Here is a 20589-nt window from a genome sequence, read left to right as displayed (position 1 = left end):
CCGCTTATTTGTAGATGCCGGAGCCGATGATCACGTCGTCGACCTTTTCCACATACGAGGCCTTGGGCTGTATGGCCTTGGTCACCGGATTGATCCACTTGAGGTCGACCCAGCCGCTGCCTTTGCCCATGGCCAGGTCGATCTGTTCCTTGACGAATTTCTTGCCATCCTCGTCCTTAATGTCCATCAGGTTCTTGCCTATCATGCGCTTGTTGGCGCCATGGGCCAGGATCTCGCCCTTCTGGCTGTAGACGAAGATGTACAGGTCGCGGTCGACGAACTCGCCCTTGGGATCGTCATAGGCGGCAAAGGCTTTGTCCTTGCCGTTGGCGCGGAAATAGGCCGCCGCCTTTTTGACCAGCGCGACCGCCTGCTCGGCGCTGCCGCGGTTCTCTTCGGCCAGGGCGCCGCCGCCCAGGGACAGCAACAACAAAGCACTCGCCAGCACACTGATGACCTTTTTCATTGCGATTTCCTCAAAGAAGAAGCGATGGATGCGTCCGCACGTGGGCGCAGAGGGGGGCTTGGGATGGGATGTTTCAGTGTAGTCCGATTGCAATTGCATGACAATCGCCGCGACGCCGGTGTTGCGTTTCACTCCTTGCGGATGTGCTCGGCAAGAAAGTCGATCGGCATCCGGTTCTCCTGCCACCGCGCGGAGCAAGTTCGCCTTTGGCCGGACCACTGTACGCGACCGTACAGAAGTCCTGCGCCGCCAGGCGCATGATGCTCCTACTCACACAAAGGAGAGCGTCATGCCTGACGATCGTATGCAAACCCAGCGCGTGCTGGTGGTGGATGACAATCACGCCGCCGCCGGTACCGTCGCCGCCCTGTTGGAAGCGTGCGGCTATTCCACCGCCATCGCCTACGGTGCCGAGGATGCGCTGGCGCTGGCGGACCAGTTCAGGCCGGACGTGATCTTCCTCGATATCGACATGCCCGACATGGACCGCTTCCGCACCGCCGCCGCCTTGCGCAGCCAGCAGACGGGCGAGCGCGCGCGCATTTTCTCGGTCGGCTTCAACGCCCACCTGGCGAAGCCGGCGTCGTTCGAAGCGCTGCTGAGCATCATGTTGTAGCCGCGCCGATTGCATGCCGCCTGCTGACCTTCACAATGGCAAGCGCGCAGGGTCAATAGTGCGTGCTATGCATGATTTTCTTCTGTTAAGATAAACGCATGCAGATCGAGCCACGGCCAAACACCACCACGGACCAGTCGATGCCAGAGATGGCCGAGGGGCGGCAGCGCGTCAACGGCGACGCCGTCGATCCGCAAACCTTCTTCGACCATTGCCCCTATTTTGTGTTCACGGTGGGCATGGACGGCCGGGTGCTGGCGCTGAACCTGCACTGCCGCCAGCACCTGGGGGCTTACAAGCTGGGCGAGCCGGCGGCGCAGCTGTACACCAATTGGGCGGCGCTGGTGTTGCAGGACGCGGCGCTGGCCGCCGCCCAAGAGAGCGGCTACTGGCACGGCGAACTTGAATTGCTGGGCGCCGATGGCAGCTTCCATCCGGTGACCCAGTCGATCGAGTTGCAGCCTGCAACGGAGCACCGGCCGGCGCGCTTCCTGTGCATGGCCTACGAGCTCAGCGACTACGACGTCTATGAATCGCTGCTGCGGTTCAAGCGGCTGTTCGAGCATCATCCGCAGCCGATGTGGATCTACGACCTGCAAACGCTGCGCTTCCTGATGGTCAATGCCGCCGCCGTGGCGCACTACGGCTACAGCGAAGCGCAATTCCTGCAGATGACGATCAAGGACATCCGCCCGCCCGAGCAGGTCGCGGCGCTGGAGCGCAACCTGGCCGCCGCGCCGGCCAAGGGCGCCGAGCTGGCCGGCGACTGGACCCACGTCAAGGCCGACGGCGGCCGCATCCAGGTGCAGATTTCCTCCCATTCGCTGGTGATCGCCGGCCGCCAGGCGCGCTTCGTGGTGGCGCACGACGTGACCGAGCAATTGCGCATGGAGGCCGAACTGTACGCCTCGCGCGAACTCAAGCAATTGGTCATCGACCACATCCCGCACCAGATCTTCTGGAAGGACCTGGACGGCAAATACTGCGGCTGCAACACCGTGTTCGCCGCCGCCGCCGGGCTGCGGGTGGTGGAGGAGGTGGTGGGCAAGACCGACGACGATTTCCCCTGGCGCCACAACGCCGCGACCATCCGCGCCGACGACCGCGGCATCGTCGCCACCGGACTAGCCCGCTTCAACGACGAGGACCAGTTGCTGAAGAGCGATGGCCGTCTGCACTGGTACCTGATCAACAAGCTGCCGTTCCACGACCAGCGCGGCAACATCATCGGCGTGCTGGGCACGATCGAGGACATCACCGACCGCAAGCAGGCGGAGCAGACGTTGCAGCTGCGCGGGCGCGCGCTGGAAGCCAGCGACAACGCGGTGGTGATCACCGCCCACGGCGCCAACGGCGACCTGATCGACTACATCAATCCCGCCTTCACGCGGCTGTTCGGCCATACCGAGGCCGAGGCGGCGGGGCGCCGGCTGGACCTGCTGCTGGAGCAGGAACACGCCGACCGCGACGCCTTGCTGGAAGCCTTGAGCGGGGTGCACGAGCTGACCATGATGCTGCGCATCGTCCACCGCGACGGCCACCTGCTGTGGGTGCGGCTGCATGTGGCGCCGGTGCCGGCGCCCGGCGGCCCGCCCAGCCACCATGTGTGCGTGCTGACCGACATGACCGAGTCGATCAACTACCAGAACCAGCTGGAGCACCAGGCCAACCACGATCCGCTGACCGGCCTGCCGAACCGGGCGCTGTTCGGCGACCGCATGGCGCAAGCCATCAGTTATGCCGAACGCTACGGCCATCACCTGTGGGTGGTGTTCATCGACCTGGACAACTTCAAGCTGGTCAACGACAGCCTGGGCCACCAGGCCGGCGACGAGCTGTTGTGCACGGTCGGGATCCGCCTGCGCGCCTGCCTGGCCGACAACGACACCGTGGCCCGCCTGGGCGGCGACGAATTCCTGCTGCTGCTGTCGGACTCGCCGGAGTCGCCGGCCGCGGCCGTGTTGCAGCAGGTGCAGGAAACGGTGGCCGAGACGATCGTCATCGCCGGCCAGGTGTTGACCGTCACCTGCAGCATCGGCGTCAGCGTCTACCCGCTCGACGGCGGCGAACCGCACCAGCTGCTCAAGCACGCCGACATCGCCATGTACCGCGCCAAGGAGGGCGGCCGCAACCAGCTGCAGTTCTACGAGGCGGCCATGCACAGCCGCATCACCGAGCGCGCCATGATCGAGGCCGAGCTGCGCCATGCGCTCGAACGAGACGAGCTCAGCCTGCACTACCAGCCCAAGGTCGACCTGCGCAGCGGCGCCGTGGTCGGCATGGAGGCGCTGCTGCGCTGGCAGCATCCGACCCTGGGCATGGTATCGCCGGCGCGCTTCATCGGCGTCGCCGAGGAGACCGGGCTGATCGTGGCGATCGGGCGCTGGGTGATGCGCACCGCCTGCTTGCAGAACATGGCGTGGCAGCAGGCCGGGCTGACGCCGCTGCGGGTGGCGGTCAACGTGTCGGCGCGCCAGTTCCGCGATCCCGGCCTGAGCCGGGAAGTGCAGGCGGCGCTGTCGGACAGCGGGCTGGCCGCGCACTACCTGGAACTGGAGCTGACCGAGAGCCTGGTGATGCACAACGTCGAGGGCGCGGTGGCGGTGGTGCGCGAGCTCAAGCAGATGGGCATCGCGCTGTCGATCGACGATTTCGGCACCGGCTACTCCAGCCTGGCCTACCTGAAGCTGTTCCCGGTCGACTACCTGAAGATCGACCAGTCCTTCGTGCGCGAGATGCTGGCCGAACCCAAGGTGGCGGCCATCGTGCGTTCGGTGATCGCGCTGGGCCAGAGCCTGGGCTTCAAGGTCATCGCCGAGGGCGTGGAGACCGAGGCCCAGCTGGCCTATCTGCGGCGCTACCACTGTGACGAGATGCAGGGCTATTGGTTCAGCAAGCCCTTGGCGGCGCCGGCGTTCGGCGAGCTGCTGCGCGCCGAGCGCGCGCTGGCGCTGCCGGCCGAGGAAACGCCGGGCGAACAGCAAACCCTGTTGTTGCTGGACGACGAAGCGAGCATCCGTTCCGCGCTGGCGCGCCTGCTGCGTCCGGACGGCTACCGCATCCTGCGCGCCAACACCGCCGAGGAAGCTTTCGATCTGCTGGCCAGCCACCAGGTGCAGCTGGTGATCAGCGACCAGCGCATGCCGGGCATGAACGGCACCGAGTTCCTCAGCCGCGTCAAGGACATGTACCCGGAGACGATACGCATCATCCTGTCGGGTTACACCGAGCTGGAGGCCGTGCTGAACGCCATCAACCGCGGCGAGATCTACCGCTTCTACACCAAGCCCTGGGACGACCTGACGCTGCGCGAAAATATCCGCGACGCCTTCCGCTACCAGAAGATGATGTACGGCCGGCCGCCGCAAACGAACGGGACGGTTATCGATGGATAGAATTGGTGAGATTTTCGCCTGGTAAAGTAGGCATAATTGTTCTAGCCAACAATGGTTCCAGGAGGCGACATGTCCGAGCTTGTCCCGCGTACGCGCATTATGGTCGTGGACGATCAGGCTGCCCATTTGAAAGCGCTGTGCGACATACTCGGCCAACACGAGTTCGACGCCATCGGTTTTGCCACCGGCGAACTGGCGCTGGCCCATCTGCGCGAGCATGGCTACGACCTGCTGCTGACCGACATGATCATGCCCGGCATGAACGGGCTGAGCCTGATCGAGGCGGCGCGCGCGCTCGACTCCACCATCGCCTGCATCATCATGACCGGCGAGGGCACGGTCGATACCGCCGTCAAGGCGATGAAGATCGGCGCCTTCGACTACATCATCAAGCCGTTCAAGGCCGCGACGCTGCTGCCGGTGCTGGCGCGCGCGCTGGACTCGCGCCAGCTGCGCAGCCAGAACCTCAAGCTGGAGGCGGCCCTGCGCGACCGCATCGACGAGCTCGGCCGCGTGAACCTGTTCCTGGAGACGGCGCGCAAGGAAGCCGAGCGCACCAACCGCGAAAAGTCGGCCTTCCTGTCGAACATGAGCCACGAGCTGCGCACGCCGCTCAACAGCATACTGGGATTCGCGCAGATCCTGGCCAGCGACAAATTCCCCAAGGCCGAGGGCGAACGCCAGCGCTTCTGCCAGAACATCGTCTCGTCCGGCAGGCACTTGCTGCAGCTGGTCAACGAGATGCTGGACCTGTCCAAGATCGAGTCCGGCAAGGTGTCGCTGATGGTGGGGGCGGTGATGCTCGACGAGGTGCTGCGCGAAGTGCAGGCCATCGTCGCGCCGCTGGCCGAGAAGCGCCTGATCGCGCTGCTGATGCCGGCCGACTGCAAGCTCGAGCTGTGCGTCGACCGCATGCGGCTCAAGCAGATCCTGGTCAACCTGCTGTCGAACGCGATCAAGTACAACCATGTGCACGGCAGCGTCACGGTCCACTGCAGCGTGGCGCGCGGCGGCCAGGGCTGCATCGCCGTCAGCGACAGCGGCATCGGCCTCAATCCCGAGCAGATGGAAGCGATCTTCCTGCCGTTCGGGCGCGCCGGCCGCGACGAGAGCGGCGAGGAAGGCACGGGCCTGGGGCTGACCATCACCAAGCGCCTGGTCGAAGCCATGCGCGGCAGCATCAGCGTGGAGAGCAAGCCCGGCGAGGGCAGCACCTTCCGCATCGAATTGCCGCTGCAAGGCGGGGTGGCGGCGATGCCGGGCGCGCGCGTGTCCACCCAGCACGCCAGCTGATCACGCAGTCCATGCCGGGAGCCTTATGAAACGTTTGTCACTCACCGCCTGGCTGCCGCCAGCCCTGCTGCTGGTCCTGGCCTTGGCCGGCAGCGGCCTGTGGCTGCTGCTGCGGCCGGCCGCCGCGCCGCTGCCGGCGCCGGCCGCGCTGGTGATCGCCACCAATACCGAGTACGTGGGCGCGTGCCCGGTGATGGCGGCCCAGGCCCAGGGCTATTTCGCCGAGCGGCGGCTGGCGGTCACGCTGCAGCCCTACACCAACGGCCGCCAGGCGCTGGAGGCGGTCACCTCGAACCGCGCCGACCTGGCGACGGTGGCCGACATTCCCATCATGTTCTTCGCGATGGACGCCACGCCGATCCAGGTCATCAGCACCATCTTCCGCACCGGCCGCGATCACGGCCTGGTGGCGCGGCGCGACCGCGGCATCGCCCGGCCGGCCGACCTCAAAGGCAAGCGCATCGGCGTGACGCTGGGCACCTCCGGCCACTTCACGCTGGAAGTGTTCCTGAACCGCCAGCGCCTCGACACCCACGACGTGACGCTGGTGAACTATCCGCCGGCCGGCCTGCAGCAGGCGATCACCGACGGCGCGGTGGACGCCATCAGCGGCTGGGATCCCTTCCTGGGCGTGGCCGAGGAAAGCCTGGGCGCCAACGCCATCCGCTTCAGCGGGGCCGACGTCTACGAGAGCATCTACAATATGGTGGCGCTGGCGGGCACCATCAAGCGCAATCCGCAGACCGTGGTGCGGCTGTTGCAGGCGCTGGAGCAGGGCGAGCGCTTTTGCCGCGAACATCCGGCCGCCGGCGTGGCCTATTTTCCCAAGCTCTCGGCCAGCGGCGCCAGCGCCATGCTGGCCGCGTGGCCGGCCCACCATTTCGGCCTGGAGCTCGACCAGAGCCTGCTGCTGGTGCTGGAGGACCAGTCGCGCTGGGCCATCAAGGGCGGGCTGACGAGCGCGCGCGAGGTGCCCAACTTCCTCGACTACATCTACCTCGACGGCCTCAAGACCGTGAGCCCGACCGAAGTGACGATCATCTACTAGAGGCCATCGCGTGAAAATTTCCACCCGCCTCAAGCTGGCGCAAATCATCTGCATCGTGCTGCTGGCGATCATGGCGCTGGTGTTCGCCCGCACCACGCAGCAGATGCGCAACGAGATCGCCAAGGCCGAAGTCACCGGCGAGGTGCTGCGCGGCGCGTCGGCGCTGCGCTATCTGTCGCTCGAATTCGTGCAGCACCACCAGACCCGCACCAGGGTGCAATGGCTGCAGCGGCACCAGTCGCTGCAAAAGTTGATCGGCGCCGACGGCAGCTTCGACGGCGAGGCCGAGCTGGTGCTGCTGCGCGACGTGCGCGAGCGCCAGCAATCGCTGCTGGGCCTGTTCAACGAGTTGCAGGGGCTGCAGGGGGAATTCCTGCGCACGCCGGAGCGGCGCGTGATCCTGCAGGAGCTGGAGGCGCGCCTGTCGGGCCTGATGATGAACCGGGCGCAGGCGATGATGTCCGACGCCGAGGACCTGGCCCGCATCAGCCGCGACCACATGCTGGCGGCGCAGTCGGACCTGGTGAGCGCCGGCGCGGTGCTGGGGGTGCTGGTGCTGCTGGTGGTGGTCGGGGCGATGGGCCTGACCATCCGCAGCGTGAGCAAGCCGCTGGCGCGCCTGCACCAGGCCACCAAGGTGATCGGCACGGGCAGCCTGGACGTGGTGCTGGACGCGCGCGCCGACGACGAGATCGGCAACCTGGCGCGCTCCTTCGACGGCATGGTGGAGCGGCTGCGCCAGACCACGGTGTCGCGCGATGAACTGATCCACGCCAACGTGGCGCTGCAAACCGAGGTGGCCGAGCGGCAGGCGGCCGAGCGCAAGGTGGTGGCCCAGCTGGCACGCATGAGCCTGCTGCACCAGATCACCCGCTCGATCGGCGAGCGGCAGGACTTGCCCAGCATCTTCCAGGTGGTGATACGCTGCCTGGAAGACCAGTTGCCGATCGATTTCGGCGCCATCTGCCTGTACGACGGCGCCCGGCTGACGGTCAGCTGCGTCGGCATGCAGAGCTACCAGCTGTCGCAGGCGATGGCGATGGAGGAGGCGGCCCGGATCGAGATCGACGAGAACGGCCTGTCGCGCTGCGTGCGCGGGCAGCTGGTGTACGAGCCGGACATCCGCGCGGTCGAGTTTCCCTTCCCCAAGCGGCTGGCCAAGGTGGGCATGAGCTCGCTGGTGCTGGCGCCCTTGCTGGCCGAAAGCACGGTGTTCGGCGTGCTGATCGTGGCGCGCGCCGACGCCGACGCCTTTTCCAGCACCGATTGCGAATTCCTGCGCCAGCTCAGCGAGCACGTGGCGCTGGCCGCCAACCAGGCCAGGCTGTACGGCGCGCTGCAGCAGGCCTACGACGACCTGCACCAGAGCCAGGTGCAGGTGACCAAGCAGGAGCGGCTGCGCGCGCTGGGGCAAATGGCCAGCGGCATCGCGCACGACATCAACAACGCCATCTCGCCGATTGGCCTGTACGCCGAGTCGCTGCTGGAGACCGAGCGCGGCCTGAGCGAGAACGGCCGCGCCTGCCTGCAGGTGATCGAGCGCGCCATCGACGACGTCGCCTCGACCGTGGCGCGCATGCGCGAGTTCTACCGCCAGCGCGAGCCGCAGCTGACCCACAGCACCGTCAACGTCAACCTGATGATGCAGCACGTGATCGACCTGACCCGCGCGCGCTGGTCGGACATGCCGCAGCAGCGCGGCATCGTGATCGAGATGCGGCAGGAGCTGGGGGTGGAGCTGCCGGCCATCCTCGGGGTCGAGGGCGAGATCCGCGAAGCCTTGACCAACCTGATCTTCAACGCCGTCGACGCCATGCCGGAAGGCGGCGCCGTCACCTTGCGCACCCGCCACATCGCGCAGCTGGACGACGGCTCCGGCCCGTATGTGCTGGTGGAAGTGGCCGACAGCGGCACCGGCATGGACGAGGCGACGCAGCGGCGCTGCCTGGAACCGTTCTTCACCACCAAGGGCGAGCGCGGCACCGGCCTCGGCTTGGCCACCGTGTACGGCATGATCGAGCGGCATTCCGCCAGCATCGCCATCGAGTCCCGGCTCAACCACGGCACCGCGGTCAAGATGTATTTCCCGGTGGCGCCGGCGTCGGCGGCCGCCTCGGCGCCCTTGCTGGCGCAGGAGGCCGGGCCGGGCCTGCGCATCCTGGTGGTGGACGACGACCCCACGGTGCTGGCGTCGCTGGAGAATATCCTCAGCCTGGACGGCCACCAGGTCACCAGGGCGGACGGCGGCCAGGCCGGCATCGACCTGTTCTGCGCGGCCGAACAGGCGGGCCAGCCGTTTGCGGTGGTGATCACCGATCTGGGCATGCCGTATGTGGACGGCCGCAAGGTGGCCGAGACGGTCAAGCGGGTGGCCCCGGCCACGCCGGTGGTGCTGCTGACCGGCTGGGGCCAGCGCCTGATCCCGGACAGCGGCGAGGCGCCGGTCCATGTGGACCAGGTGCTGAGCAAGCCGCCCAAGATGCGCGAGCTGCGGCTGGCGCTGGCCAAGTGCGCCGAGCAGCTGGCCCAGGCTTGAGCGGCCGGCGCTGACGCGGCCGGCGCGCCATCGGGCAGCGCTCAATCGGCCGGCGCGAACGCGGCCGGGTCGAGCTGGTCGAGCGTGACGAGCCGGCCGTGGCCGGGCGGCGACGGTTGCCCCCGCAGGCGCGCGCGTAGCCGCTCCAGGTAGTCGGCGCGGCTGCGGCGCAGCGCGTAGTCGCGGAAATTGCTGTGCTCCAGATCGTGCCAGGCCTGCTCTCGGCCGCTGCCGGAGCGGCCCAGCGCCTGCTCGAACAGCGCCGGCTGCATGGGCGCGTCGCCGGCCGCCAGGCGGGTGTAGCCGTAGCGGTCCATATAGTCGCCGGTCAGCGTTTCGACGATGTTGATCTCGTCCAAGCTCAGCTGCTGCTTGAACTTGTCGATGTTGGCGGCGATCGGCGGATAGCAGTTGGACGACCACAGCGCCGACATCTGCGACAGCTGGCGCGCCTCGCGCGAGGCGGCGCCGTCGAGCATCTGCGGCAGGAAGTCTATGCCCATGAAAATGCAGATCGACTCCAGCGTGGCCTGCTGCCGCGACAGGAAGTCTTCATAGCGGATGGTCAGCACACGGTCGGGCCATTGCTGCATCACGCGCTCGGCCGCCTGGTGCGCGGCCAGCCAGGTGCGGGCGTTGAGGCGGGTGTCGAAATCGTGGATGATGGCGCGGTTCATCGACGCCACCTGGGCGCGCGGATCGCGCACCACGTTCACGAACAGCATCTCGGGGTACAGCGTCATCAGCTCCTGCGCGTAGTGCACGCTGTCGAGCGACTTGTCCATCACCACTTGCGCGCCGCGCTGCTCGCCGGCGCGCAGCAGCAGCTCCCACACCACCCGGTGCACGCTGCGCGGCTGGCCGCGCAAGGTTTCGAAGATCTCCACCGGATCGAACACCAGCTCCGGCCACTTGACCATGCTGACCGCCTGCAGGCCCACCACGTCGACCACCAGGTTGAAGTAGGCGCGGTCGTCGCGCAGGTCGCCGTACAGCGGCAGCAGCGGCATCAGGTCGACGATGTGCAGCGGGTAGGGCGAGTAGAATTGCGGCGACATATTGAGCCGCAGGCGCAGCGCATGGCTGCCGCAGCGGCGCAGCGGTATCATCATCACGGGACGCGGACGCTGGGCGCCGCTGTTGCCAAACATATCGTTCATGCGGTTTCTTCCTTGGTAGGCTGGCCGGCGGGCGGCGCGGTGTAATAGCGGCGGAAGCTGTCCATGAAGCGGTCCAGTTCCGCCGCCGGCAGGCGGTTGATGCCAGCGGCGGCCTTGCGCCCGCCGCCGGTGTCGAATTGCTGGCAAAAGCCGTTGGCGCTGTGCGTCAGCGGCGCGCCGGAGCGCACGCTGACCAGGTAGGAGCCGTCGTCGCGCTCGTTGAGCACGGCGAACGAGGCGCCGCTGTGCTGGGCCGCCAGGCGGTTGGCCAGCACGCCGCTGACGCGCCGCGCCCAGGCGCTGGCGGGCAGGATGTAGACCGCGCCGGCGCCCAGTTCGGCGTGCGGCCGCAAGCCTTGCAGGCGCGCGCAATCGTCGCGGTAGCCGGCGCACAGGGCGCGGTAGGTCGCGCTGCCGGCGATGAAATCGAAAGGCTGTTCGTGGCCGGCCAGCGCGCGGTACAGCGCGGCCGGGGCGACGTGCAGGTCCTGCACGCATTCGCCGTAGGCGTTGTAGTTGAACACCTGGCCCAGCTGCGCCAGCGCCTCGACCGCAGCGCTGTCGAGGCCGCTGCGGCGGGCCAGGCGGCAGGCCGCCTCGGCCAGGTTGTCGCCGAACGCCGCCGCCACCGCCCACGGCCGGTGGCGGCCTTGCAGGTGGCGGTCCACCAGGATGCTGGTGCAGACGTCGGGCGCGCCGTCGCAATGCAGGCGCAGGCGCGGATGGTCGAAGGCGCGGTCGGCCGAGTGGTGGTCGAAATACTCGACCTCGGCGCCGCCGTCGAGCAGGCGCTGCAGCGCCGCGCTGTTGCTGTCGAGCGCGATGTCGAGCACCAGCACCCGGCCGCGGCAGCCGTGCGGCACACGGTGCAGCAGCTCGACCTCGCGCTTGGCGCCGGTCACCAGTTCGGCCTGCAGCGGGCTGTGCAGGCGCAGCTGGTGCAGGGCGAAGATGCCGTCGGCGTCGCCGTTGAAGACATCGTAATGCCGCGCGGCGTCCATGGCGGCGTCAGAGGAAGCGGCGCGACAGTTGCTGGTACAGGCGTTCGCAGCAGGCGTCCAGCGGCAGCGCGCCGGTGTCCAGCCTGAGCGCCGGCTCCAGCGGTGCCTCGTAGGGCGCCGAGATGCCGGTGAACTCCGGGATCAGGCCGGCGCGGGCTTTCTGGTACAGGCCCTTGGGGTCGCGCGCCTCGCACACCGCGGCCGAGGTGCTGACGTGGGTTTCGAGGAAGTTATCGGCGCCAATGATCTGGCGCGCCATCTCGCGGTCCTGGCGCAGCGGCGAGATGAAGGCGCAGATCACGAACAGGCCGGCGTCGTTCATGATCCTGGCCACTTCGGCGCTGCGGCGGATGTTTTCGTGGCGGTCGGCGGGCGAGAAGCCGAGGTCGCGGTTCAGGTGGTGGCGCAGATTGTCGCCGTCCAGCACATAGGCCATGTGGCCGGCGCCGACCAGCCGGCCTTCCAGCGCGGACGCCAGGGTCGACTTGCCCGCGCCGCTGAGGCCGGTGAGCCAGATGGTGGCCGCCCTTTGCCCGGCCTGGCGGCTGCGCAGCTCGGCGCTGACCTGGCTGCCGTGCCAGAATATATGCGGCGCGGCGTGCATGCCGATCTCTTCGATTTTATCCAGCTTACCCATCGCGACTCCTCCGGATTAGAACTGTTCCCATTCCTGCGCATCGACCTTGGCCGCGCCGCGCGCGCGCGCGGCCGTGGTCAGGGCCGGCGCGCGCGCCGACCTGGACGGCGCCGCCACCGCGACCCGCTGCAGCGCCGGCCGCGCCGCGCCCGCCTTGGCCTCGGTGCGGAACACGCTGACCAGGTCGTTGAGGCTGTTGACCTGGTCCTGCATGGCGTGCGCGGCGGCGGCCGCTTCCTCCACCAGCGCGGCGTTTTGCTGGGTCACGTCGTCCATCTGGGTGACCGCCGTGTTGATCTGCTCGATGCCCGACGATTGCTCCTGGCTGGCCAGCATGATCTCGGACATGATGTCGGTCACCCGCTTGACGCTCGACACCACGTCGTGCATGGTGTTGCCGGCCTGTTCGACCAGGCGGTTGCCGGCCTGGACCTTGTCGACCGAATCGCCGATCAAGTCCTTGATTTCCTTGGCCGCCGCGGCCGAGCGCTGGGCCAGGTTGCGCACCTCGGTGGCGACCACCGCGAAGCCGCGCCCCTGTTCGCCGGCGCGCGCCGCTTCGACGGCGGCGTTCAGCGCCAGGATGTTGGTCTGGAAGGCGATGCCGTCGATGACGGCGATGATGTCGACGATCTTGCGCGCCGAGACATCGATGGCGGCCATGGTGTTGACCACCTGCGCCACCACCGCGCCGCCCTTGGCGGCGACGTCGGAGGCCGATTCGGCCAGACCGTTGGCCTGGCGCGCGTGGTCGGTGTTCAGGCGCACGGTGGACGTCAGCTCCTCCATCGAGGAGGCGGTTTCCTCCAGCGTGCTGGCCTGCTGCTCGGTGCGCGAGGACAGGTCGAGGTTGCCGGAAGCGATCTGGCCGGCGGCGGCGGCGATGGTCTCGGTGCTGGCGTGCACCTGGTTGACGATGCGGGCCAGGCTGTCGCGCATGGTGCGCATGGCGAACAGCAGGCTGCGCTGGTCATCGGCCTTGGGATCGATGCGCACCGTCAGGTTGCCGGCGGCGATCTGGCCGGCGATCTCGGCCGCTTCGCCCGGTTCGCAGCCCAGCTCGCGGGTGACGCCGCGGGTGATCAGCCAGGCCGCCGCCACGCTGGTCAGCAGGGCCAGCGTGCCGATGATCAGCATCACGGTGCGGGCCTGGGCGTAGGCCACTTCGGCCGCCTCCGCCGCTTCGGTGTTCTGCTTTTCCTCGACCGCGATCAGGTTGCGCAGCAATTCCCACCAGCGCTTCTGCACCGGCCGGAATTCATAGCGCAGCACCTTGTAAGCCTCGTCCTGCTTCTGTTCCAGCGCCAGCGCGGCGGCGCGCTCGATGAAGGGCGTGGCCTGTTCGGCTTGCTTGCGGATTTGTTCCAGCAGGTTTTTTTCCTCGGTCGAGGTGCCGCTCAGCGAGGTGAACATCTGGCCCAGCTTGTCCTGGGCGGCGGCATATTTCTTCTGCTGCTCGGCGATGCGCTTGACCTCGATCTGGATTTCCTTGTCTTCCTTGAGCAGGATCAGGTTGCGCGTGGCCAGTGCGCGCTCTGTAACTGTCAGGTCCATTATCTGGGCCAGTTTGGTCTCGACGTCGTTGACCTTGGTGATTTCGTCCAGCCGTCCCTGGATCTGCCGCATGCTGGTCAGGGCCAGCGCGATGATAACCAACAGAAACACCGCGCCCAGGCCAAAACCCAGTCCCAGCCGGTTTGCCACTGTCCAATTCTGAAATTTCATATTGCCTCCTTAAGGCCTTATTTGCATTCCAACTATCCAAATGAGCATTTGGCAGAACGTTTCCACGATCTTAGAGGGCTGATGAGGCTAGGAAACTCTCACATAATCACTTTCAACACTGCTACAACAATGAAATATGTATCGCTTGAGCCTGCTGAAACTTTTAGTTGTTAAAGTTATGCGCTGCGGCAACTTAAGTGGATGTTCTTTTTATATTTATTGGCGGCAAAGACCCGCTACGCAGTATCCGCCTCTGGGCATCGGCCGCCAACAGGGCTAAAATGCTGGTTGGGGCCGTTGCCAGATTACGACACATCATCTTGTAATCTGGAACGGAGGAATTCAATCGGCGGGTATCGCCCGCATGACATGGAATGAACATGGCAACACAGAAAACTAAAATCATCTACACGCTGACCGATGAAGCGCCTATGCTGGCGACCTATTCGCTGCTGCCTATTATCAAGAAGTTCGCTGCATCGGCTGGCGTGGACGTGACTTCCAGCGATATTTCGGTGGCGGCACGGGTGCTGGCCGAATTCCCCGAATTCCTGAGCGACGAGCAGAAGGTCCCGAACACCCTGGCCGAACTGGGCGCACTGACCCAACTGGCCGACACCAACATCATCAAGCTGCCCAACATCAGCGCCTCGGTCGGCCAGCTGACCATCTGCATCCGCGAGCTGCAAGCGCGCGGCTACAAGCTGCCGGACTACCCGGAAGACGCCAAGACCGACGCCGACAAGGCGCTCAAGGCCCGCTACGGCAAGTGCATCGGCAGCTCGGTCAACCCGGTGCTGCGCGAAGGTAACTCCGACCGTCGCGCGCCGAAGGCCGTCAAAGAGTTCGCCCGCAAGCACCCGCATTCGATGGGCGAGTGGAGCCAGGCTTCGCGCACCCACGTCTCGCATATGCACCACGGCGATTTCTACCACGGCGAAAAATCGCTGACCCTGGCCCAGGCGCGCGATGTCAAGATGGAACTGATCACCGCTTCCGGCAAGACCGTCGTGCTGAAACCGAAGGTCTCGCTGCAGGCCGGCGAAATCATCGACAGCATGTTCATGAGCAAAAAGGCCTTGCTGGAGTTCTACGAGAAGGAAATCGACGACGCCTTCAAGACCGGCGTGATGTTCTCGCTGCACGTCAAGGCCACCATGATGAAGGTGTCGCACCCGATCGTGTTCGGTCACTGCGTGCGCATCTTCTACAAGGACGCGTTCGCCAAGCACGCGGCGCTGTTCGATGAACTGGGCGTCAACGTCAACAACGGCATGGCCAACCTGTACGAGAAGATCGAGAAGCTGCCGACCTCGCAGAAGGAAGAGATCCTCAAGGACCTGCACGCCTGCCACGCCAACCGTCCGGAACTGGCCATGGTCGACTCGGCCAAGGGCATCACCAACTTCCACTCGCCGAACGACATCATCGTCGACGCCTCGATGCCCGCCATGATCCGCATCGGCGGCAAGATGTGGGGCGCCGACGGCCGGCCGAAGGACGTCAAGGCCGTGATGCCGGAATCGACCTTCGCCCGCATCTACCAGGAAATGATCGGCTTCTGCAAATGGCATGGCAACTTCGATCCCAAGACCATGGGCACCGTGCCCAACGTTGGCCTGATGGCCCAGCAGGCCGAGGAATACGGTTCGCACGACAAGACCTTCGAAGTCTCGGAAGCCGGCGTCGCCAACATCACCGACCTGGCCACCGGCGAAGTGCTGCTGACCCAGAACGTGGAAGAAGGCGATATCTGGCGCATGTGCCAGGTCAAGGACGCGCCGATCCGCGACTGGGTCAAGCTGGCCGTCACCCGCGCCCGCAATTCCGGCATGCCCGCCGTGTTCTGGCTGGACAGCTATCGTCCGCACGAGAACGAAGTGATCAAGAAGGTGCAAACCTACCTGAAGGACCACGACACCAAGGGCCTGGAAATCCAGATCATGTCGCAGACCCGCGCCATGCGCTACACGCTGGAGCGCGCCTTCCGCGGCCTGGACACCATCTCGGTGACCGGCAACATCCTGCGCGACTACCTGACCGACCTGTTCCCGATTCTGGAACTGGGCACCAGCGCCAAGATGCTGTCCATCGTTCCGCTGATGGCCGGCGGCGGCATGTACGAAACCGGCGCCGGCGGTTCGGCGCCCAAGCACGTCAAGCAGCTGGTGGAAGAAAACCACCTGCGCTGGGATTCGCTGGGCGAGTTCCTGGCGCTGGCGGTATCGCTGGAAGACCTGGGCATCAAGACCGGCAACGCCAAGGCCAAGCTGTTGGCCAAGACGCTGGACGAAGCCACCGGCAAGCTGCTGGACAATAACAAGTCGCCATCGACCCGCACCGGCGAGCTGGACAACCGTGGCAGCCACTTCTACCTGTCGCTGTACTGGTCGCAGGCGCTGGCGGCCCAGACCGACGACGCTGAACTGCAAGCCTACTTCGCGCCACTGGCGAAGACGCTGGCGGCCAACGAAGCCAAGATCGTCGAAGAGATGAACTCGGTGCAGGGCAAGGCGATGGATATCGGCGGTTACTACTACCCTGATCCAGCCAAGACCGAAGCGGTCATGCGTCCAAGCGCGACCTTCAACGCGGCAATCGCAGCGATCTGAATCTAGCGTAGTTTGGTAGCAAAAAGGGCAGCCGAGGCTGCCCTTTTTATCGGGGTCAGTTCCGGCATCGTGCCACGCGTGGCACGATGCCGGAACTGACCCCGTTCGCTTTACCGTTCGCTTTACAAGATTGCGCGCCAGCTTCGGCAACCAGCCCTATTTCGCCACAGTGGTGGGTGCGGAAATCAAATACGACGGGTACGCGGTATCGCCGTCCTGCTTTGCCAACCTGCACGGCAGCGGCAACCGCAATGCCTGGAAAGCAGTCTGGCTGCGCCTGCCCGGCAGCGACGATTGGTTGCTTGCCGAGGTATGCCGGTCGGCGCGGAAAGCGGCGATAGCGCGTTTGCACGGGGACGGCGCGCGGGAGGACCGCTAGCCACCACCACGAAGCGCCCGCCGCTGGAAGCGCCGCGCGGCGAAGAAAATTCCTGGAAATTCGTGAAGAAGCTTTGTTACGGAAGGGCCGCCGCGTCTCGCGCGTCCACATAGGCCCAGGCGGCAGTTCCCGAGGCCAGCACAACGCTCTGACGGCGATAGGCTGCCACCTCGTAGCGGTCCGAATCCCGCAGCTCATCGGCCGTGACCGCCAGCACCGAGCCGGCAACCTTGTCGTCCGGCGAGCCGGTGCGCGAAACGATGGGATGGTGCGTCTTGCCGCTGGTTGCGACCACGGCCGGATCGTCTATCGCCACCGCCGACAGGCGATAGCCCGGCAGGCTGTCCTGATGGCCGGACAGCAGGCGGCCAAACGTCGCCATCTGCACTTCCGGCTGTTGCAGCGTGCCGTAGGAGAACAGCATTTCAGTTGCATCGGTAGAGCGTGATTCCATCAGCATTTCCTTGTAGGTTCAGAGCGTGGCCTTGCGGGTGGCCCACACCATCGGCAGGCCGAACAAAAACATATGGGAAGCCAGGTCCAGCACCGTCGACAGCGGCTGGAACGTGACAGGGCGGGGAAAGGCCGACAGCGGCAACACCACCAGCCGCATCGCCAGGAACACCAGCATGCCGAACAGCACCGCCGACAGCAGCGGCTTGGCCAGCAAGGCCGGCGCCTGCCGTGCCGCCAGCAGGAACAGGCCCATCCACACGAAGCTGAGGGCGAAGTGACTCAGCAATCCAACCGTCGCCGTCAAAGCGCCGCCGCTGAAGGCCGCGCTGCCCAGCAGGCCGCTGGCGACGATCTGCAGCAGGCGCTCCGGCGTCAGGCCGTTATAGACGGCGAAGGAAATCGCGAACGTGATGTCGAGTGCGCCGGCAATGGCGCCACCGACCAGTACAGCAAATGGAATCGACCAGCGCTTCATGCCTCAGCCTCCTGTGGTTTTGCATCATGTTATTTTAAAAGCAAACCGCCGGGAGGTCGAGCGCATTAAATCGATCGCCCGTCGTAATGATTGACGGGGATGGCGTCCAGGTCTATCCCTTCGATGCAACGCAGATTGATCGCCGCCACCGGGTCGCCGTTGGGCGCCACGCCTTCGCTGTAGGGCGAGATGCCGCAAACCGGGCAGAAACGGTGCTTGATCACGTGCTTGTTGAACAGATAGGTGCTGGCGTTGTCGTCCGGCGTCAGCAGGCGCACGTCCGGGCGCGGCACGAACCACATCAAGGTGCCCTTGCGCTGGCACATCGAGCAGTTGCAGGACAGTGCCGAGGCGATCTCGCCTTCGGCCTCGAATTTCACTCTGCCGCAATGGCAGCTTCCCTGGTATTTCATAGCGAATCTCCTGAAAAGTAACGATCAAGACTGCTGAAGAAAAGAGCCCAGCCCCGTTCATGGTTGATGCGGGCCTGCTCGTCGACGAAGCGGTCGTGCACGAAACGCAGTTCCGTGCCTTCCGCCACCGGCGTCAAGTCGATGCTGACGCGCGACTGCCGTTCCGGTGTGCTGTGCCAGGCCCAGGTGAAGACCAGCCGCGTAAAAGGCGCCACTTCCTGATACACGCCGGTCAATTGATTTAAGCCGCCGTCGGGGCCGGCGAAGGCCAGCTGATATTGCCCGCCCACGCGCAGGTCGATCTCCGCCCTGGTCAGCGAGGCGGCGCCGGGCCCGAACCACTGGCTCAGCGCTTGCGGATCGGTCCACGCGCGCCAGACTTTTTCGGGGCCGACGGGGTAGACCCGTCGGAGACTGACTTGGGCGGGCTGTTCGGTGGTTGGCATGATGCGATTTCCTCCTGGTGGTAGAGATAGCGTCCCAGTGAATCGAGCTGCTCGGTCCAGAAACGCTGGTAGTGGGCGATCCACACGGCGGCCTCCTGCATGGGCGCGGCATGCAGCTCGCAGCGCACCACGCGTCCTTCCTTCGAACGGGCGATCAGGCCGGCCGTTTCCAGCACGGCCAGATGTTTCATGAAGCCGGGCAGCGACATCTCGTACCGCTGCGCCAACTCCGTGACGGTGCAATTGCCGTCGCCCAATTGCGCCAGCACGCCGCGCCGCGTGGCATCGGACAGCGCCGCGAAGACCAGGTCCAGCTGGGGATCTTTATAGTTAACCATAAGGTATAGTATTGGCGAAGGCGGTCGACTTGTCAAGCCGGTTTTAAACGGCCGCGTGCACGAAGGTAAAAAATACGATATGATGACCATCATGGAATCGAAAACAAGCAAACGCGCAGCGCTCAGCCGCAAGGAAGCCACCCACGAACGGATCGTGGAAGTGGCGGCGCGCGCGATCCGCCGCAGCGGCTACGGCGGCACCGGCGTCGCCGACATCATGAAAGAGGCGGGCCTGACGCACGGCGGCTTCTACGCGCACTTCGAATCCCGCGACGCCTTGCTGGCCGAGGCCGGCGACCGCGCAGGCGCCGAGTCGGTTGCGCTGGCGGCGCGGGTGGCGGCGTCCGCGCCGCCGGGCCAAGCCTTGCAGGCCATGATGCAGGCCTACCTGTCGCAGCAGCATATCGACGCCATCGAGACCGGTTGCCCGGTCTCCGCGCTGGGATCGGAAATGCCGCGCCAGGCGCCGGAGGTGCGGCGCGCCGCGACCATCCACATCAAGGAAATGATCGATCTGTTCGCCCGCCAGTTGCCCGATTGGGGCCAGCCGCAGGCGCACGAACAGGCGATGGCGCTGGTCTGCGCCCTGATCGGCACCACCATGATGGCGCGCGCGGTCGACGATCCCAAGTTGTCGGCGGCACTGTGCGCGGCGACCCTGAAACAACTCACTCCGGCGGCCGCCTGATTCCAGGGTGGGCGTTTTTTTGCACTAAAATATGATGATCGTCATATTCACATTGGCAGTCACTGGAAAGGAAATACCATGAGCAGCAAGATCGCATTGGTCACCGGCGCCTCGTCCGGCATTGGGGCCGCCACGGCAAAGACACTGGTCGCGGCGGGTTTCAAGGTGTATGGCACCAGCCGCCGCGGCGTTCAGGCCGGGCAGCAGCCCTACGAGATGTTGTCGCTGGATGTGACCAGCGATGCTTCGGTGGTGGCGGCGGTCGCCGAGCTGATGCGGCGCGAAGGGCGCATCGATCTGCTGGTGAACAACGCCGGCGTCGGCGTCGCCCCGGCCGGCGCGGAGGAGAGTACGATCGAGCAGGCCCAGTCCATCTTCGACACCAACTTCTTCGGCATGGTGCGTATGACCCGCGCCGTGCTGCCGCATATGCGGGCGCAGGGCGCCGGCCGCATCATTAACATCGGCTCGGTGCTGGGTTTCCTGCCGATGCCCTATGGCGCACTGTACGCCGCCACCAAGCATGCGGTCGAAGGCTACACCGAATCGCTGGACCACGAACTGCGCAACTGGGGCATCCGTGCCGTCGTCATCGAGCCGGCCTACACCCGCACGCCGTTCGACGCCAACATGCTGGCGCCGGACGCCAAGCTCGATACCTACCGCGATGTGCGCACCGCCGTGACCCGGCGGGTGCAGGAAGTGATGGCCGTGGCGGATGGCCCGGAGGTGGTGGCGGCGACGGTGCTGAAAGCGGCCCTGGCCCGCGCGCCCAAACTGCGCTATACCTCCGGCAGCCTGGCCAAGCGCCTGCGCCTGCTGCGTACCTACGCACCGGCCGGCGTCATGGACGCGGGCATGCGCAAGGATCTGCGGCTGGCATAACGACACAACGAAAGAAGGCA

General features: G+C 65.8%; 19 protein-coding genes. 9 read left to right on the top strand and 10 right to left on the bottom strand.

Features of this window, described 5'->3' with window-relative positions; genetic code table 11:
• Positions 1-4 precede the first annotated feature (4 nt).
• Complete coding sequence (locus AC07OK_RS01035; RefSeq protein WP_494688560.1) at positions 5-466, bottom strand: cache domain-containing protein; 462 nt, start codon at positions 464-466, stop codon at positions 5-7.
• A gap of 289 nt (positions 467-755) precedes the next feature.
• Between AC07OK_RS01035 and AC07OK_RS01030 the strand changes: the two genes are divergently transcribed.
• From AC07OK_RS01030 to AC07OK_RS01010, 5 genes are all read left to right on the top strand, one after another.
• Positions 756-1082 carry a response regulator gene (locus AC07OK_RS01030; protein ID WP_494688559.1) on the top strand — a complete coding sequence of 109 codons (327 nt, stop codon included), beginning with the start codon at positions 756-758 and terminating at the stop codon, positions 1080-1082.
• A 98-nt stretch (positions 1083-1180) separates the two neighbouring features.
• Positions 1181-4477 carry an EAL domain-containing protein gene (locus AC07OK_RS01025; RefSeq protein WP_494688558.1) on the top strand — a complete coding sequence of 1099 codons (3297 nt, stop codon included), beginning with the start codon at positions 1181-1183 and terminating at the stop codon, positions 4475-4477.
• A gap of 69 nt (positions 4478-4546) precedes the next feature.
• A complete protein-coding gene (locus AC07OK_RS01020) occupies positions 4547-5770 on the top strand; it encodes a sensor histidine kinase (RefSeq protein WP_494688557.1) in 1224 nt (407 codons plus the stop codon).
• Between the two features lie 25 nt (positions 5771-5795).
• Positions 5796-6818, top strand: coding sequence for an ABC transporter substrate-binding protein (locus tag AC07OK_RS01015; protein ID WP_494688556.1), 1023 nt, complete (start codon positions 5796-5798; stop codon positions 6816-6818).
• A gap of 10 nt (positions 6819-6828) precedes the next feature.
• A complete protein-coding gene (locus AC07OK_RS01010; protein ID WP_494688555.1) occupies positions 6829-9354 on the top strand; it encodes an ATP-binding protein in 2526 nt (841 codons plus the stop codon).
• 41 nt (positions 9355-9395) lie between these two features.
• Here the strand turns inward: AC07OK_RS01010 and AC07OK_RS01005 are convergent, their stop codons facing one another.
• Genes AC07OK_RS01005 through AC07OK_RS00990 form a run of 4 tightly spaced genes read right to left on the bottom strand, consistent with a single transcriptional unit; the run spans position 9396 to position 13877 of the window.
• Positions 9396-10514, bottom strand: coding sequence for a sulfotransferase family protein (locus AC07OK_RS01005; protein WP_494688554.1), 1119 nt, complete (start codon positions 10512-10514; stop codon positions 9396-9398).
• The gene (locus tag AC07OK_RS01000; protein ID WP_494688553.1) at positions 10511-11515 is read right to left on the bottom strand and encodes a hypothetical protein; all 1005 of its coding nucleotides are present in this window, start codon (positions 11513-11515) and stop codon (positions 10511-10513) included. Before AC07OK_RS01000 ends, AC07OK_RS01005 begins: the two co-directional genes overlap by 4 nt.
• Positions 11516-11522: 7 nt before the next feature.
• Entirely contained in the window at positions 11523-12152 is a 630-nt protein-coding gene (gene cysC, locus AC07OK_RS00995; protein WP_494688552.1) for an adenylyl-sulfate kinase, read from the bottom strand.
• Between the two features lie 15 nt (positions 12153-12167).
• Positions 12168-13877 (bottom strand): methyl-accepting chemotaxis protein, encoded by a 1710-nt coding sequence (locus AC07OK_RS00990; protein WP_494688551.1) that lies wholly within the window; start codon positions 13875-13877, stop codon positions 12168-12170.
• A 380-nt stretch (positions 13878-14257) separates the two neighbouring features.
• On the opposite strand from AC07OK_RS00990, the gene AC07OK_RS00985 reads away from it, so the two are divergent.
• A complete protein-coding gene (locus AC07OK_RS00985; protein WP_494688550.1) occupies positions 14258-16489 on the top strand; it encodes an NADP-dependent isocitrate dehydrogenase in 2232 nt (743 codons plus the stop codon).
• Positions 16490-16619: 130 nt separating this feature from the next.
• A complete protein-coding gene (locus AC07OK_RS00980) occupies positions 16620-16868 on the top strand; it encodes a hypothetical protein (protein ID WP_494688549.1) in 249 nt (82 codons plus the stop codon).
• Positions 16869-16944: 76 nt separating this feature from the next.
• Here AC07OK_RS00980 and AC07OK_RS00975 read toward each other — a convergent pair whose 3' ends face one another.
• From AC07OK_RS00975 to AC07OK_RS00955, 5 genes are all read right to left on the bottom strand, one after another.
• Entirely contained in the window at positions 16945-17322 is a 378-nt protein-coding gene (locus AC07OK_RS00975; protein WP_494688548.1) for a gamma-glutamylcyclotransferase family protein, read from the bottom strand.
• An 18-nt stretch (positions 17323-17340) separates the two neighbouring features.
• Positions 17341-17799 carry a hypothetical protein gene (locus AC07OK_RS00970; protein WP_494688547.1) on the bottom strand — a complete coding sequence of 153 codons (459 nt, stop codon included), beginning with the start codon at positions 17797-17799 and terminating at the stop codon, positions 17341-17343.
• Between the two features lie 65 nt (positions 17800-17864).
• Positions 17865-18212: a GFA family protein gene (locus tag AC07OK_RS00965; RefSeq protein ID WP_494688546.1), complete on the bottom strand. Its 348-nt coding sequence runs from the start codon at positions 18210-18212 to the stop codon at positions 17865-17867.
• On the bottom strand, positions 18209-18658 hold the full coding sequence (locus AC07OK_RS00960) for an SRPBCC family protein (protein WP_494688545.1): 450 nt from the start codon (positions 18656-18658) through the stop codon (positions 18209-18211). Before AC07OK_RS00960 ends, AC07OK_RS00965 begins: the two co-directional genes overlap by 4 nt.
• Positions 18559-18996 (bottom strand): ArsR/SmtB family transcription factor, encoded by a 438-nt coding sequence (locus AC07OK_RS00955; RefSeq protein WP_494688544.1) that lies wholly within the window; start codon positions 18994-18996, stop codon positions 18559-18561. Before AC07OK_RS00955 ends, AC07OK_RS00960 begins: the two co-directional genes overlap by 100 nt.
• Before the next feature lie 79 nt (positions 18997-19075).
• On the opposite strand from AC07OK_RS00955, the gene AC07OK_RS00950 reads away from it, so the two are divergent.
• Both AC07OK_RS00950 and AC07OK_RS00945 read left to right on the top strand, forming a co-directional pair.
• The gene (locus AC07OK_RS00950) at positions 19076-19684 is read left to right on the top strand and encodes a TetR/AcrR family transcriptional regulator (protein ID WP_494688543.1); all 609 of its coding nucleotides are present in this window, start codon (positions 19076-19078) and stop codon (positions 19682-19684) included.
• 78 nt (positions 19685-19762) lie between these two features.
• Positions 19763-20569, top strand: a complete 807-nt coding sequence (locus tag AC07OK_RS00945; protein WP_494688542.1) for an oxidoreductase — start codon at positions 19763-19765, stop codon at positions 20567-20569.
• Positions 20570-20589: the final 20 nt, after the last annotated feature.

The organism is Duganella sp. GW821-FHT07G03 (genome assembly GCF_059418605.1).
The sequence above is the reverse complement of the archived record's forward strand: the minus strand, read 5'-3'. Positions and strand labels throughout refer to the sequence as shown.